The following is a 13855-nucleotide window of genomic DNA, read 5'->3' as shown; positions in this document are numbered from 1 at the left end:
ACGCCATGCACCGGCAGGGGTGTCTTCTCACACCTTCAGGTACTTGCGCAGCGCGATGAGAGCCGCCACGGCGGGCATCAGGAGCCCGATGGCGATCACCAGCGGCAGCTTGGCGAGGACCGCGTCCCAGCCGATGAACTGGATCAGCTGGACCTTCTCGGCGAGCGCGATGCCGTGGTCGATCAGGAAGTACCGGCCGACGAGCAGCAGCACGCAGGCGACGCCGCCGCCGAGGAGTCCGGCGAAGGCGGCCTCCATGATGAACGGCATCTGGATGTAGAAGCTGGACGCGCCGACGAGCCGCATGATCCCCGTCTCGCGGCGGCGGCTGAAGGCCGAGACGCGCACGGTGTTGACGATCAGCATCAGCGCGATGACCAGCATCAGGCCCATGACGCAGAGCGCGGCGATGTTCATGCCGTTCATCAGGTCGAAGAGGTTCTGCAGGATGTTCCGCTGGTCCTGGACCGACTCGACGCCGTCCCGGCCCGCGAAGGCCGTGGCGACCACCTTGTACTTCTCCGGGTCCTTGAGCTTGACCCGGAACGACGAGGGCATCTGGTCCGGCGTCACCACGGAGGCGAGGGCGGTGTCGCCGTACTGCTCCTTGTAGTGCTTGTAGGCCTCGTCGGACGTCTCGTAGTGGACGGACTCGACGATGTCCATCTTCTTCAGGTCGGCCTCGATCCGGTCCTTCTGCTGGCCGGTGACCGCGCCCTTGGGGCACTTGCCGGCCGTGGCCGCGTCGGCCTTGTTGCAGAGGTAGATGGAGACGTTGACCTTGTCGTACCAGTAGTCCTTCATCGTGCTGACCTGCTCGCGCATGAGCAGCGCGCCGCCGAAGAGGGCGAGCGAGAGGGCCACGGAGACGATGACGGCGAAGGTCATCGTGAGATTGCGCCGGAGACCGACGCCGATCTCGGAGAGCACGAACTGAGCGCGCATGGGTCTGCTTTCTCCTACTCGCTACAGGCTCAGTGCTGGTATCCGTAGACGCCGCGCGCCTGGTCGCGGACGAGGCGGCCCTTTTCCAGCTCGATGACGCGCTTGCGCATCTGGTCGACGATGTTCTGGTCGTGGGTCGCCATGACGACGGTGGTCCCCGTCCTGTTGATGCGGTCGAGCAGCTTCATGATGCCGACGGAGGTCTGCGGGTCGAGGTTGCCGGTGGGCTCGTCGGCGATCAGCAGCATCGGGCGGTTCACGAAGGCGCGGGCGATGGCGACGCGCTGCTGCTCACCGCCGGAGAGCTCGCCCGGCATCCGGTCCTCCTTGCCGCCGAGGCCGACCAGGTCGAGCACCTGGGGCACGGCCTTGCGGATCTCGCCGCGCGGCTTGCCGATGACCTCCTGGGCGAAGGCCACGTTCTGGGCCACGGTCTTGTTGGGCAGCAGGCGGAAGTCCTGGAAGACGGTCCCGAGCTGGCGCCGCATGTGCGGCACCTTCCAGTTGGACAGCCGGGCCAGGTCCTTGCCGAGGACGTGCACCTGGCCCTGACTGGCGCGCTCCTCACGCAGGAGCAGCCGCAGGAAGGTCGACTTTCCGGAGCCGGAGGAACCGACGAGGAAGACGAACTCCCCCTTCTCGATCTCCAGGGATACGTCCCGGAGCGCGGGGCGGTTCTGCTTCGGATAGGACTTGGAGACGTTGTCGAATCGGATCACGGATGCACCACGGTCGGCCGGGAGTAGGTGTGCGTGACCTTACGCGACCGGGGACGGCCCTCGCAGTCGCGGTCCTGGCTTGCGCGGTATATCCTTTTCGCCCTTCCGGGCGGAGTACGACGGGCCGGCGGGGCGCGCCGAAACGGCGCGGAGCTGGCACAGTGGTAGGGGAACGTCCGGATCCCTCCGGTCGTTGCCCTGGTGGGTACCCCAGTGCGGGAGGAGGAGAGCGCATGACCTACGACCGACTGGTGTGCGCCAACTGCGCGGCCCCGGTCGCCGAGGGCCGCTGCCCCGTCTGCCGCGCGAACCGGGAGCGACTGACCCCCCAGGGTCTTTCCCCCGCCATGCTGCTGACGGTGGCGATCGCCCTTCTGGCGGCGATCGCGCTGCTCGCGGCGGTCCGTACGGCCTAGGAGCCGCCTGGAAGGCCCGCGCACGAGCCGGAGCACGACCGAAGGGCCGGGGAGGGGTCTCCCCGGCCCTTCGTCACGTACGGAGCCGTCAGGCGGCGGTACGGCCGCCGGCGACGAGACGCGGCAGCATGCGGAAGCCGATGCCACCGGCGATCATGGTCGCGGCGCCGATGACGAGGAACGAGGTCTCGGCCGCACCGGTCTCGGCGAGCTCCTCCTTGGCCTCACCCTGCTGCACGGGCTGCGAGCCGGCGTTGTTGGTGTCGGGGTTGTTGGTGTCGACGCACTCGGCACCGTCGAGGTCGACGGTGCAGGTACCGGCGTCACCACTGCTGGAGGAACCACCGTCGGTGGAGCCGCCGTTGGTGGAGGTGGAACCGCCGTTGGTGGAGGCGGAGCCGCCGTTGTCGGAGGACCCGCCGTTGCCGGAGCCGCCGTTGTTGCCGGAGCCGCCGTTGTTGGACGACGAACCGCTGTTGCCGCCATCCGCAGCACCGCCGTCGGCCGCACCACCATCGGCAGCGCCACCGTCGGCCGCACCACCGTCAGCGGCACCACCGTCAGCCGCACCGCCATCGGCCGCGCCACCGTCCGCAGCGCCACCGTCGGCCGCACCGCCGTCGGCCGCGCCACCGTCCGCAGCGCCACCGTCAGCCGCGCCACCGTCGGCCGCGCCACCGTCAGCGGCACCGCCGTCAGCCGCGCCACCGTCAGCCGCGCCACCGTCGGCCGCGCCACCGTCGGCCGCGCCGCCATCGGCCGCACCGCCGTCAGCAGCGCCACCATCCGCAGCGCCACCGTCAGCGGCACCACCATCAGCCGCACCGCCGTCAGCCGCACCGCCATCGGCCGCGCCACCGTCAGCCGCACCGCCGTCCGCCGCGCCACCGTCGGCCGCACCACCGTCGGCCGCGCCACCGTCGCTGCCGCCCACGGTCTGGCCGACGATCGTGGTGCCGTCGGTGTCGCCCTCTTCCCCGCCCTGGATGCTGATCTCCTCGGACTGGTTCGTGTCCGAGCCGAAGCTGTCGACGGCCTGTGCGGCGCCGGCCGCCGTCAGGGACGCACCGGCGATGATCACGGCACTGGCCGCGACCCGCACCAGGCGGACCCGCGTCTTGTTGGTCATCTGGCTGCTACCCCCAGTAGCTCATCTCGTCATGGGGCAGCGCTCGGGGCCTGCGCGGCAGGGACGGCGTCACGACTGGACCGGCCCCCGTTCACACGCGCCCCAGAAATGCGCATGCCAGTGCGCCACCCTTCCGAGTTTCCGAAGAAGCGTCAAGGTCGTTGCGCGTGCGATGCCCGAAAGATCACCGACTGACCGACATGCGACGATGCAACTGTGACGTAAACCCTGAACCACGGGCCCCGCCAAGTCAGTTCCCTTGTCGACAAAGCGTCCTGACGCGTCGTCTTCCGCTTGCGTCAGCGAATACTCGGTGAAGACGGCGGAACGGGACCGGGCCCCGCACCGTGTCGGTGCGGGGCCCGGAAGGAGGGGGTGCGGGACTACTTGTCCTGCTGCTTGCGCCAGCGGATGCCCGCCTCCAGGAAGCCGTCGATCTCGCCGTCCAGGACGGACTGCGGGTTGCCGACCTCGAACTCCGTACGGAGGTCCTTGACCATCTGGTACGGGTGGAGGACGTACGAGCGCATCTGGTTGCCCCAGGAGCTGCCGCTGTCCTTGAGCGCGTCCATCTTGGCGCGCTCCTCCTGGCGCTGGCGCTCCAGGAGCTTGGCCTGGAGGACGTTCATGGCGCTCGCCTTGTTCTGGATCTGGGAGCGCTCGTTCTGGCAGGAGACCACGATGCCGGTCGGGAGGTGCGTGATGCGCACGGCCGAGTCGGTCGTGTTGACGCCCTGGCCGCCGGGGCCCGACGCGCGGTAGACGTCGACGCGCAGGTCCGACTCGTCGATCTCGACGTGGTCGGAGGACTCGACGACCGGCAGGACCTCGACGCCGGCGAAGGAGGTCTGGCGGCGCCCCTGGTTGTCGAAGGGCGAGATGCGCACGAGGCGGTGGGTGCCCTGCTCGACGGAGAGCGTGCCGTAGGCGTACGGGGCCTTCACCACGAAGGTGGTCGACTTGATGCCGGCCTCCTCCGCGTACGAGGTCTCGTAGATCTCGGTCGAGTAGCCGTGGCGCTCCGCCCAGCGCAGGTACATGCGCTGGAGCCGCTCGGCGAAGTCGGAGGCGTCGACGCCGCCGGCCTCGGCCCGGATGTTGACCAGGGCCTCGCGCTCGTCGTACTCGCCGGAGAGGAGGGTGCGGACCTCCATCTCGTCGAGGGCCTTGCGGACGGAGGTGAGCTCCGCCTCGGCCTCGGCGAGGGTGTCCGGGTCGTCCATCTCCTCGGCGAGCTCGAAGAGCACCCCGAGGTCGTCGATCCGCCCGCGCAGGGTCTCGGCCTTGCGGACCTCGGCCTGGAGGTGCGAAAGCTTGCTCGTGATCTTCTGCGCCGCCTCCGGGTCGTCCCACAGGGACGGGGCCGCGGCCTGCTCTTCGAGCACGGCGATGTCGGCCCTCAGCTTCTCGAGGTCCAGGACGGCCTCGATCGACCCCATGGTCGAGGAGAGGGACTTCAGCTCTTCGGATACGTCGACGACTGCCACGCGTCCAGCGTAACGGCTCCGGGCGGGGAGCCGAACCCGCGACCGCCGGGGGGTGTCCGGCCGGTCCCCCGGGCCCGGAAGGCCCTACGGGACGGGGGAGGACTGCTTGGTGTCCTGCGGCGGGGTCTCCCCGTCGCCGGAGGCCGCGTAGTAGCCGCCGGCGCCCAGCGCGCCCGCGAGGACGACCGCCGCGACGGCGAGGGTGATCCGGCGCTTGCGGACCGCGCCCGCCTTGTGGCGGGCCGAGCCGGGGCGGCGGGCGCCCGCGGGGCGGGGGGCGCGGGCGGTGCCCAGGGGGCCGCCGGAGAGCTCGTCGGGGGCCGGGACCCGCATGGAGGTGTGGGTGTCGCGGTGGGAGTCGGCGGAGGCGCCGGGGACCAGCGGGACGGCGGCCCGGCGGGGGCCGGGCTCGGCGGTGCCCGTCGTGGTGGCGTACCCGTCCTCCTCGTACGGCTCCGGGGCCGGCTCCGCGTCGGGCTCGTCCACGTCCAGGGGCGGGATGCCCTTGAGGAGCGGCAGGACGTCCTTGAGGCGGGCGGCGAGCTCGGAGGCGCGCAGCCGGGAGGCCGGGGCCTTGGCGAGGCACTGCACGAGGAGCTGCCACAGCTCCTCGGGGATGCCGGGGAGCGGGACGACGGTCTCGGTGACGTGGCGGCGCAGGACCGCCCCGGGGTGGCCGCCGCCGAACGGGGTGAAGCCGGCGAGCAGCTCGTACAGGACGGTCGCGAGGGCGTAGATGTCGACGGCGGCGCGGGGCGGGAGGCCCTCGACGATCTCGGGGGCGAGGTAGTCGGGGGTGCCGATGATCCGCGTGGCCTTGGTGCGGCCGGGGGTGTCGATGAGCTTGGCGACGCCGAAGTCGGTGAGGAGGGCGGGGTGGGCGCCGCCGGGGCCGAGCGGGCCCTCCATGTCGAGCAGGATGTTCTCGGGCTTGACGTCCCGGTGGACGACCCCGGCGGCGTGCGCGGCGGCCAGGGCGTCGGCGACGTCGGCGACGATCGCGACGGCGGCCTCGGGGGCGAGCCGGCGCTCGCGGTCGAGGCGGGTGCGCAGGTCGGTGCCGCGCACGAGGTCCATGACGAGGGCGAGGTCGTTGCCGTCGACGACCAGGTCGCGGACCTTGACCACGTGCGGGTGGTCGAGTCCGAGCAGCGCGGTCCGCTCCCCGACGAAGCGGCCGACGAGCTCCTGGTCGGACGCCAGGTCCTCGCGCAGCAGTTTGACGGCGACGGGCCCCTCGGGGCCCTCGCCGAGCCACACCGTTCCGGCGCTGCCCCGCCCGAGGATCTGGTGGGCGGTGTAGCGGCTGCCGATGTTCCGTGCCAAGACTGCTCCCTCAGCGGCTGCGGTTCACGCCAAACGTACGCGTCCGCGGGCGCCGGTCGTCACTTCCGAGGGGAAAACGACCCTCGGAAGTCGACAAATCACCAGTATTACTGTCCCGTACCGCCGGTAGCACCCGTTCCGGTGCCGCTGTTCGCACCGTCGAGCAGCTCGGAGACCCAGGTGGTGAACGACGAGACGCCGTCGCCGATCGCCTCCCAGTAGCCCTTGCCCTCGGCGACCCAGCTCTGGAGCGGGGTCAGCTCCCAGACGAGCCAGCCGGCGACCACGAACAGGACGATCATGACCAGGCAGCCCTTGAGGCAGCCGAGCCCCGGGATGCGCACCGGGTTGGCGCTGCGCCGGCGCGGTTCGCGCGGCGGGCGCGGCTCGCGGGGCGCCGGGGCCTGGGGCGGCGGCTGCGGGGGCGTGTACTGCTGCCGGGGCGGGGCGTACTGCTGCTGCGGGGCGGGCGGCGGCGGGGGCGCGTACTGCTGGGGCTGGTGCTGCGGCTGGTACTGCTGGGGTGCGGGCCGCTGCGGGGCCGGGCGCTGCTGCTGGTACGGCGGGGGTTGCTGCCGCTGCTGGTTCTGCGGGGGGTGCGGGGGCTGCTGGGGCTGGCGCTGCGGGCGCCGGCGCAGCGGGTCCTGGCTCGGGTCCAGGTACTGCACCTGCGTCTGCTCGTTGCGGTCGCGGGCGGCGCGCAGCTGGCTCTGCCAGGGGTGCGGCTCGTCGGACTGCGCCCCCTGACCGGCCTGCGGCGGGCCCGGCGGGACGGGGGGCATGACGGCCGTCGGGTCGGCGCCGCCGCCCGGGCCGCCCGTCGGCAGGACGCTGGTCGCGCCGGCGGGGTCGTACTGCGGCGGGGCCCCGGCCCCGGCGGGCAGCACCTGGGTGGGGTCGGCGGAGCCGGGGGCGCCGCCGGACAGCACCTGGGTCGGGTCGGCGGCCCCGGGGGTCTCCGGGACCGGCGCGGGCGCCGGGTCGGGGGCGAGGAGCGCCGCGACGCCGTCCGCCGCCTCGATCTGGGCGGGCGTGGCGTGCACGCCGATGCCGGCGGCGACCGCGCGCAGGCCGCGCGCGAGGTTCACCGCGCTCGGGCGCCGGTCGGGGTCCTTGCTGAGGCAGCGCTCTATGACCGTCCACAGCGGGCCGGGCACGGTCGAGGGGCGGCGCGGCTCCTCGCTGAGGTGGCGGTGGAGGACCTCCAGGGCGGTGCCGCCCGCGAACGGCGGCCGGCCGGTGACCAGCTCGTAGAGGAGGATGCCCGCGCCGTAGATGTCGACGGCGGAGGTCTGCGGGCGGCCCTCGGCGGACTCCGGCGCCACGTACGCGGGCGTGCCGACGAACTCGTGGGTGCGGGTCAGGCCCGGGGAGTCGGCGAGGCGCGCGATGCCGAAGTCGGTCAGCATCGGGTGCATCGCGCCGTTCCGCTCGGCGAGCAGGACGTTGGCGGGCTTCAGGTCGCGGTGGACGACGCCGTCGGCGTGGCTGGCGGCGAGCGCGTCGGCGATCTGGGCGGTGAGGAGCGCGGCGGCGACGGGGGTGAGCGGTCCGCTCTCCCGGATGTACCGGTGCAGGTCGGGGCCCTCGACGAGGTCCATGACGAGGGCGAGGACGTCGCCCTCGACGACCAGGTCGCGGGTGCGCACGATGTTCGGGTGGGTGAGCCGGAGCAGCACGGAGCGCTCGCGCAGGAAGCGCATCACGATGTCCGCGTCGTTGGCCAGCTCCTCCTTGAGGACCTTGATCGCGACGGTCTCGCCGGGCTGGCCGGCCACGGCCGCCTCGGCACCCGCCGTCTCCCTCTGGCGGGCTCGCCAGACGGTGCCCGTGGCGCCGCGGCCGAGCGGCTCCTCGAGCAGGTACTTGCTGCCGATAGGCCGCACGTCACGCGCTCCCTGCTGATCGTGGTCCCGGTGTGGTTCCCGTGGTGTCCCCGCGGTCCCTGTTCCTCTGTGGTGACCCGTCCGGGTGTCCGACCCACTTTAGGGCCTGTGGGGCCGATCATGGCCGGTGCCGGACGGGTCGCGGGCCGGTTGTCCACAGGCCGTTCCCGGGGGCGGCTCCGACCGGAGATGTCCGGAATGAGCTCGGGTTCTGTCCGGAAGAAGACGCTTGTCCGAGCGGTTCGGTTGCCAGGCATGTTCCGAAGGCATGCTCAACCAGGCACTTTTGCGTCCACAGTCGACCATTCAAGATCACTTACGGCCGACCGGCGGGCGCGCTGTCGGCGGCAGGTGCGAGGATGCCTCCAGCACGTCGCACCGATGGGGTCGGGAGCCCCGCGCCGTGCCGACCTGTACCGGGCTACGCGTCCGTGTCGGGCGGGGGGAGACATCGGGCGGTTCCCCTGCCGGGCACGTCGCGCAGAAGGGACCGCTGACGGCGATGCAGATCCGGCTGACCGTCCTCGCGCCGCACGCCGGCCACGGCGCCGGGCGCGCCTGCGACGTGCTCGTCACGGCCCCCGCCGGGACGGCGCTCTCCGCCGTGGCCTCCCAGCTGGCCGCCGCCGTCACGGGACCCGAGGCCTCCGCCTCGGGCACGACCGTGCTCTACGCGGGCGCGGAGCGGCTGGACGGCCGGCGCTGCGTGCTCGGCGAGCCCCCGCTGGTCGACGGCGCCGTCCTCTCGCTCCAGGTCCCGGGCCCCGACGACCGGGCCGGGGAGGCCGCGGCCGCCCGGCTCCACGTGGTGGCCGGACCGGACGCGGGCGGGGTGCACCTGCTGCACGGCGGAGCGATCAGAATCGGCCGTTCCGTCGGCGCCGACGTCCCGCTCGACGACCCGGACGTCTCCCGCGCGCACTGCACGGTGACGGTCGGCGCGGACGGCCGGGTCACGGTCGCCGACCACGGCTCGACGAACGGCACGACCCTCGACGGCGCCCCCGTCGGCGAGCGCCCCGTCCGGCTCCGCCCGGGCGCGCTGCTGCGCCTCGGCGAGTCCGCCCTCCGCCTGACGGGCCCCGGCGACGGCCTCCCCGGCGGTACGGACGCGGTGGCGACGGCCCCGGACGGCGAGGGCCACCTGCGGCTCATGCGCGGGACCGGCGGACCGGACCGGCCGGGAGGACCGGGCCGCGCCGGCCGGACGGGCCCGGCGGGCGGCTCCGGGGCGGCTCAGGGCGGTCCCGGGACGACTCCGGGCGGCCCCGGGACGGCTCCCGGCGGCCCCGGAGCGGCTCCTCGCGGCCCGGCGTACGACGACACGGCCCGCGGTGATACGACCCACGGCGGCGGCGGGCACGCGCTCGCGTGGGGCGGCGACGCGGCGGACGGCGGCCCGTACGGCGGGGGCCACGGGGCCCCGTACGACGACGGCCACACGCGCGACGGGTACGGCCACACGCGCGACGGGCATGGCCGGGGTCGCGACGGCGACCACCACGACCCGTACGGCACCACCGGAAGCGGCGCCGGGACCCCGGCGGCCCCGGCCGTCCCGTCCCCGTCCGCGCGGGCGGGCGGCAGGCGCGGGCTCGGCGCGTGGGCCCGGCGCCTCGCCGGGGGCCGCGAGGAACTCCCTGCCCCGGCCGCCGGAGTCCGCCCCCCGATCCCCGACGCGCACGCGGGCGCCCGGCAGGGCCACGGCTCCCGGGACGGCGCCCAGGGGCCCGTGCCCGGCGCCGACACCTGGCCCGACCCGGCGACCGTCCTGCTCACCGCCCTCGGCCCCGGGCCCCGGCTCTGGGAGCGGGATCCGGACCACCCCGAGTTCCTCGCGGTCCGGCTCGGCACCACGGACCGCGCCGAGCTCTCCGGGGTCCCGGTCACCGTCGGGCTGCGCGAGGCGGGGTCGCTCGGCCTCGCGGGCCCCGGCGACCGGCTCGCCGGGTTCGCCCGCTCGGTGGTGGCCCAGCTCGCCGCCCTGCACTCCCCCTCCGACCTGGAGATCGTCCTCGTCAGCGCCGACCGCAACCGCCCCCTGGAGGAGCGGCGCCGCGCCTGGGGCTGGCTCGGCTGGCTCCCGCACGTCCGGCCGGCCCACGGCCAGGACTGCCGGCTGCTCCTGGCGTACGACCGCGACCAGGCCCACGCGCGTACGTCCGAACTGACCCGGCGGCTCGACGACGGCCCGCTCGGGCCCGGCTGGCCCAGCGCCGACCGCGCGTCCGTCGCGGAGGCCGCCGCCCGCCACGAGGGGCCCCGGACGGTCGTCGTCGTGGACGGCGACCCCGGCACGGCGGCGCTGCGCGAGACGGTGGCGCGGCTCGCGGGGGCCGGGGCGGCCGCCGGCATCCACCTCCTCTGCCTCGCCGAGGCGCCCTCCGCCTCTCCGGTCTCGCCGGTGGCCGCGACCTACGAGGCCGCGTGCGCGGCGTCCCTGGCGTTCCGCGAGTGCGGGGCCGCCGCGCTCCTGAGCGGGGACGTGGCGACGGCGCTGCGGCTGCTGCGGACCGCGGGCGGGCGCGTCGCGGGCCACGGCACCGTCGGCGTGGTCGACGCGGTCTCCGTCGCCTGGGCCGAGCGGTTCGGGCGGGCCCTCGCCCCGCTGCGGCCGGAGACCCCGGCGGCGCCGCACGGGCGGGCCGCCGCGCTGCCCCCGTCCTCCCGGCTGCTCGACGAGCTGGGCCTCGCCCGGGCCACCCCCGCCTCCCTGATGGCCCGCTGGGCCTCCGCCGGGGAGGGGACGGCCGTCCTGGGCGCGGGCCCGCACGGTCCGCTGGCCGTGGACCTCACCCAGGAGGGGCCGCACCTGCTGATCGAGGGGCCGGCGGGCAGCGGGCGCACGGAGCTGCTCCGCTCGATCGCCGCCTCGCTCGCGGCGGGCGGCCGCCCCGACCGGCTCGGCCTGCTCCTCGTGGACGGGGCGGGCGGCGAGCGCGGCGAGGGCCTCGCGGCCTGTACGGAGCTGCCGCACGTCACCGAGCACCTGGTCGCCTCGGACCCGGTCCGGATGCGGGAGTTCGCGCAGGCGCTCGGGGCCGAGCTGAAGCGGCGGGCCGAGCTGCTCGGTGACACCCCCTTCGCCGACCGCCGGGGCGCCCGCGCCCCGCAGGTGGCCGAGCGGCTGATCGGCCAGCGCGCCCCGAGCGCGGCGGAGTCCGTCCCCCGGGGCGCCCGCGCGACCGTCCGCCTCCCGGACACCGGCGACCACCCCAGCGGCCGTACCCTCCGCACGGGCGACGGCACGATCGGCGCCCTCCCGAGCAGCCGGAGCACCCGCACGCCGTACTCGCGTCCGGGGGACACGCCGGGCCGGGGCGCGTACCCCGGCGGGGACGACCTCGGCGGGTACGGCAGCGGCCGGAGCGCGTACCCGGGCGCGGACGACGTGACCGGCCGGGCGAGCGGCCGGGTGCCGCGCCCCGGCGCGGGCGACTTGGACGGCCGCGCGAGCGGGCGCACCCTCCGCACCGGTGACGGCGACCTCGCCGACCGTCCCAGCGGGCGCGTGTCCCGTCCCGGAAGCGGTGCGGACGCGTTCCTGACCGACACGCCCAGCGGGCGGCTGCCGCGCCGTGACGGCGGGGGCGGCCCGGAGGACCGCGCCGGCGGCCGTACGTTCCGGACCGGCGAGGGCGACCTCGCCGACCGCCCCAGCGGGCGCGTGCCCCGTACCGGAGCCGACGACCTCACCGACCGTCCCAGCGGCCGCGCGCCCCGCGCCGGGGCCGACGACCTCGGCGGACGGGCGAGCAGCCGGAGCCCGTACCCGGGCGCCGACGACCTCACCGACCGTCCCGGCGGCCGCGCCCTCCGTGCCGAGGACCCCGGGGTCCGGATCCCCCGGCCCGCCTCGGGTTCCGGCGGCGGCTCGGGCGGGGCGGCGGGGGGGCAGGCGGTCGGGGCGCTGGCTCGGCTGGTCGTGCTCGTCGACGACTTCGACGCCCTGGTCGCGCCCGCGCTCGGCGCCCCCGGCCGGCCGGCCGCCGGGTCCGTCGTGCGGGCCCTGGAGGCCGTCGCCCGGCACGGCGAGCGGCTCGGCGTGCACCTCGTCGTGGCCTCGGCCCGCCCGGACCGCACGGCCGACACCGAGCCGGTCCACAGCGCCCGGCTGCGGATCGTGCTCGACGCGCCCCCGGTGACGGCGGGACCGGACGTCCCGGCGGCCGGCCGGGGTCGGCTCGGGCATCCGGACGGCCGGGTGACCCCCTTCCAGGCGGGCCGCGTCACCGGCCGGATCCCCCGGACGGCGACGCTCCGGCCGACGGTCGTCCCGCTGGAGTGGGAGCGGATGGGCGACCCGCCCGCCCGCCGCCCGGTCCGCGAGCTGGGCAACGGACCGACGGACCTGGCCCTCCTCGCGAGCGCGCTCGACCGGGCGGCCCGCTCCGTGGAGGCGACGCCCGTGGCCCCCCTCTCCTCTCCCGCGACGTCCGCCGGAAACCCCTCCTGACGTCACGTCACGAGCCAATCACGATCCACCACTTGACACGGAAGGCGGTATTGCGGCCCCGCATCACCGGGCGTAGACCTGTCGGCACGGGACAGCTCAGCGCACGAAGGAGACGGGGCAGCGATGCGTACAACTCTTCGTCCACGCAAGGCCGGGGTGACCTTCACGGCACTCACGACGCTCGCCGCACTCGCCCTCGCGGGCTGCGGCGACGGGGGTACGGAGGAACCGGAGGCGAAACCCACCGGCGCCCTCCCGCTGAAGGGCCAGAAGATCGAGGTCGCCGCCGTCTGGACGGGCCCGGAGCAGGAGAACTTCACCAAGGTCCTGAAGGAGTTCGAGCGGCGGACCGGCGCGACGGTGACGTTCGTGCCCGCCCAGGACCCGATCGTGAACTTCCTCGGAACGAAGATCGCGGGCGGCTCCCCGCCCGACGTGGCGATGCTCCCGCAGGTGGGCGCGATCCAGCAGGCCGCCGCCCAGAAGTGGCTCAAGCCGGTCGGCCCGGAGGCGAAGGCCCAGCTGGCGGCGAACTACTCGCGCGGCTGGCAGGAGCTCGGCGCGGTGGACGGCACCCAGTACGGCGTCTACTTCAAGGCCGCCAACAAGTCCCTGGTCTGGTACAACACGGCCGTCTTCGAGAACGCGGGCGCCGCCGAGCCGAAGACCTGGAAGGAGTTCCTGACCACCGCCGAGACCATATCGGCCTCCGGCGTCACGCCGGTCTCGGTCGGCGGCGCGGACGGCTGGACCCTCACGGACTGGTTCGAGAACGTCTACCTCTCCCAGGCAGGCCCGGAGAAGTACGACCGGCTGGCGAAGCACGAGATCAAGTGGACGGACCCGTCGGTCGCCGCCGCCCTGACCACGCTCGCCGAGCTGTTCGGCAAGCCGTCGCTGCTCGCGGGCGGTGCGAGCGGCGCGCTGCAGACGGAGTACCCGGCCTCGGTGACGCAGACCTTCACCGGCGGCGCCGAGCCGAAGGGCGCGATGGTCTTCGAGGGCGACTTCGCCGCCGTCAACATCGCCCAGACCGAGGCGAAGATCGGCACGGACGCGAAGGTCTTCCCCTTCCCGAAGGTCGGGGACGCCGGGACCGTGCCCGTGGTGACGGCCGGCGACGCGGCCGTGGCCCTCAAGGACACCAAGGGCGCGCAGGCGCTGCTCGCCTTCCTCGCCTCCCCGGACGCGGCGAAGATCTGGGCGGGCGCGGGCGGCTTCCTCTCGCCGAACAAGAACCTGGACCCGGCGGCGTACCCGAACGACGTCCAGCGCGAGATCGCCAAGGCCCTGATCGGCGCCGGTGACGACTTCCGCTTCGACATGTCGGACCAGATGCCGCAGTCGTTCGGCGGCACTCCGGGCAAGGGCGAGTGGAAGGCGCTCCAGGACTTCCTGAAGAACCCGAAGGACGTCGCCGGGGCCCAGGCGCGTCTGGAGGCGGACGCGGCGAAGGCGTACCGGGCCGCCGCGAAGGGCTGAGGTGCCGGC

9 protein-coding genes are annotated in these 13855 nt (G+C 74.7%); 3 read left to right on the top strand and 6 right to left on the bottom strand.

The features are described 5' to 3' along the window. Positions 1 to 27: 27 nt before the first annotated feature. Both ftsX and ftsE read right to left on the bottom strand, forming a co-directional pair. Positions 28 to 945, bottom strand: coding sequence for a permease-like cell division protein FtsX (gene ftsX / locus ACIP5O_RS03780; protein WP_401288216.1), 918 nt, complete (start codon positions 943 to 945; stop codon positions 28 to 30). A gap of 29 nt (positions 946 to 974) precedes the next feature. After that, positions 975 to 1664 (bottom strand): cell division ATP-binding protein FtsE, encoded by a 690-nt coding sequence (gene ftsE / locus ACIP5O_RS03775; protein WP_053648390.1) that lies wholly within the window; start codon positions 1662 to 1664, stop codon positions 975 to 977. Between the two features lie 233 nt (positions 1665 to 1897). Here ftsE and ACIP5O_RS03770 point away from each other — a divergent pair, with 233 nt between their 5' ends. After that, on the top strand, positions 1898 to 2080 hold the full coding sequence (locus tag ACIP5O_RS03770) for a hypothetical protein (RefSeq protein WP_053648388.1): 183 nt from the start codon (positions 1898 to 1900) through the stop codon (positions 2078 to 2080). Between the two features lie 88 nt (positions 2081 to 2168). Here the strand turns inward: ACIP5O_RS03770 and ACIP5O_RS03765 are convergent, their stop codons facing one another. The 4 genes from ACIP5O_RS03765 to ACIP5O_RS03750 form a co-directional block, all read right to left on the bottom strand. Next, positions 2169 to 3209 carry a hypothetical protein gene (locus ACIP5O_RS03765; RefSeq protein WP_401288212.1) on the bottom strand — a complete coding sequence of 347 codons (1041 nt, stop codon included), beginning with the start codon at positions 3207 to 3209 and terminating at the stop codon, positions 2169 to 2171. A gap of 383 nt (positions 3210 to 3592) precedes the next feature. Further along, positions 3593 to 4696, bottom strand: coding sequence for a peptide chain release factor 2 (prfB, locus tag ACIP5O_RS03760; RefSeq protein WP_121830831.1), 1104 nt, complete (start codon positions 4694 to 4696; stop codon positions 3593 to 3595). 84 nt (positions 4697 to 4780) lie between these two features. Then, on the bottom strand, positions 4781 to 6022 hold the full coding sequence (locus tag ACIP5O_RS03755) for a serine/threonine-protein kinase (RefSeq protein ID WP_401288210.1): 1242 nt from the start codon (positions 6020 to 6022) through the stop codon (positions 4781 to 4783). A 107-nt stretch (positions 6023 to 6129) separates the two neighbouring features. Continuing rightward, the gene (locus tag ACIP5O_RS03750) at positions 6130 to 7908 is read right to left on the bottom strand and encodes a serine/threonine-protein kinase (RefSeq protein ID WP_401288208.1); all 1779 of its coding nucleotides are present in this window, start codon (positions 7906 to 7908) and stop codon (positions 6130 to 6132) included. 502 nt (positions 7909 to 8410) lie between these two features. Here ACIP5O_RS03750 and ACIP5O_RS03745 point away from each other — a divergent pair. Continuing rightward, on the top strand, positions 8411 to 12364 hold the full coding sequence (locus ACIP5O_RS03745) for an FtsK/SpoIIIE domain-containing protein (RefSeq protein ID WP_401288205.1): 3954 nt from the start codon (positions 8411 to 8413) through the stop codon (positions 12362 to 12364). A 123-nt stretch (positions 12365 to 12487) separates the two neighbouring features. After that, on the top strand, positions 12488 to 13846 hold the full coding sequence (locus ACIP5O_RS03740; protein ID WP_401288202.1) for an ABC transporter substrate-binding protein: 1359 nt from the start codon (positions 12488 to 12490) through the stop codon (positions 13844 to 13846). The last annotated feature ends 9 nt before the right edge of the window (positions 13847 to 13855 follow it).

The sequence above is a fragment of the Streptomyces sp. NPDC088915 genome (assembly GCF_044749825.1).
In the GTDB taxonomy this organism is placed as follows: Bacteria; Actinomycetota; Actinomycetes; order Streptomycetales; family Streptomycetaceae; genus Streptomyces.
This window is presented reverse-complemented; position numbering and strand designations above follow the sequence as displayed.

Excerpts from the sequence above, each read along its gene's own strand:
- ftsX (WP_401288216.1), bottom strand. The coding sequence starts at position 945 with ATGCGCGCTCAGTTCGTGCTCTCCGAGATCGGCGTCGGTCTCCGGCGC.
- ACIP5O_RS03770 (WP_053648388.1), top strand. The coding sequence starts at position 1,898 with ATGACCTACGACCGACTGGTGTGCGCCAACTGCGCGGCCCCGGTCGCC.
- ACIP5O_RS03765 (WP_401288212.1), bottom strand. The coding sequence starts at position 3,209 with ATGACCAACAAGACGCGGGTCCGCCTGGTGCGGGTCGCGGCCAGTGCC.
- ACIP5O_RS03745 (WP_401288205.1), top strand. The coding sequence starts at position 8,411 with ATGCAGATCCGGCTGACCGTCCTCGCGCCGCACGCCGGCCACGGCGCC.
- ACIP5O_RS03740 (WP_401288202.1), top strand. The coding sequence starts at position 12,488 with ATGCGTACAACTCTTCGTCCACGCAAGGCCGGGGTGACCTTCACGGCA.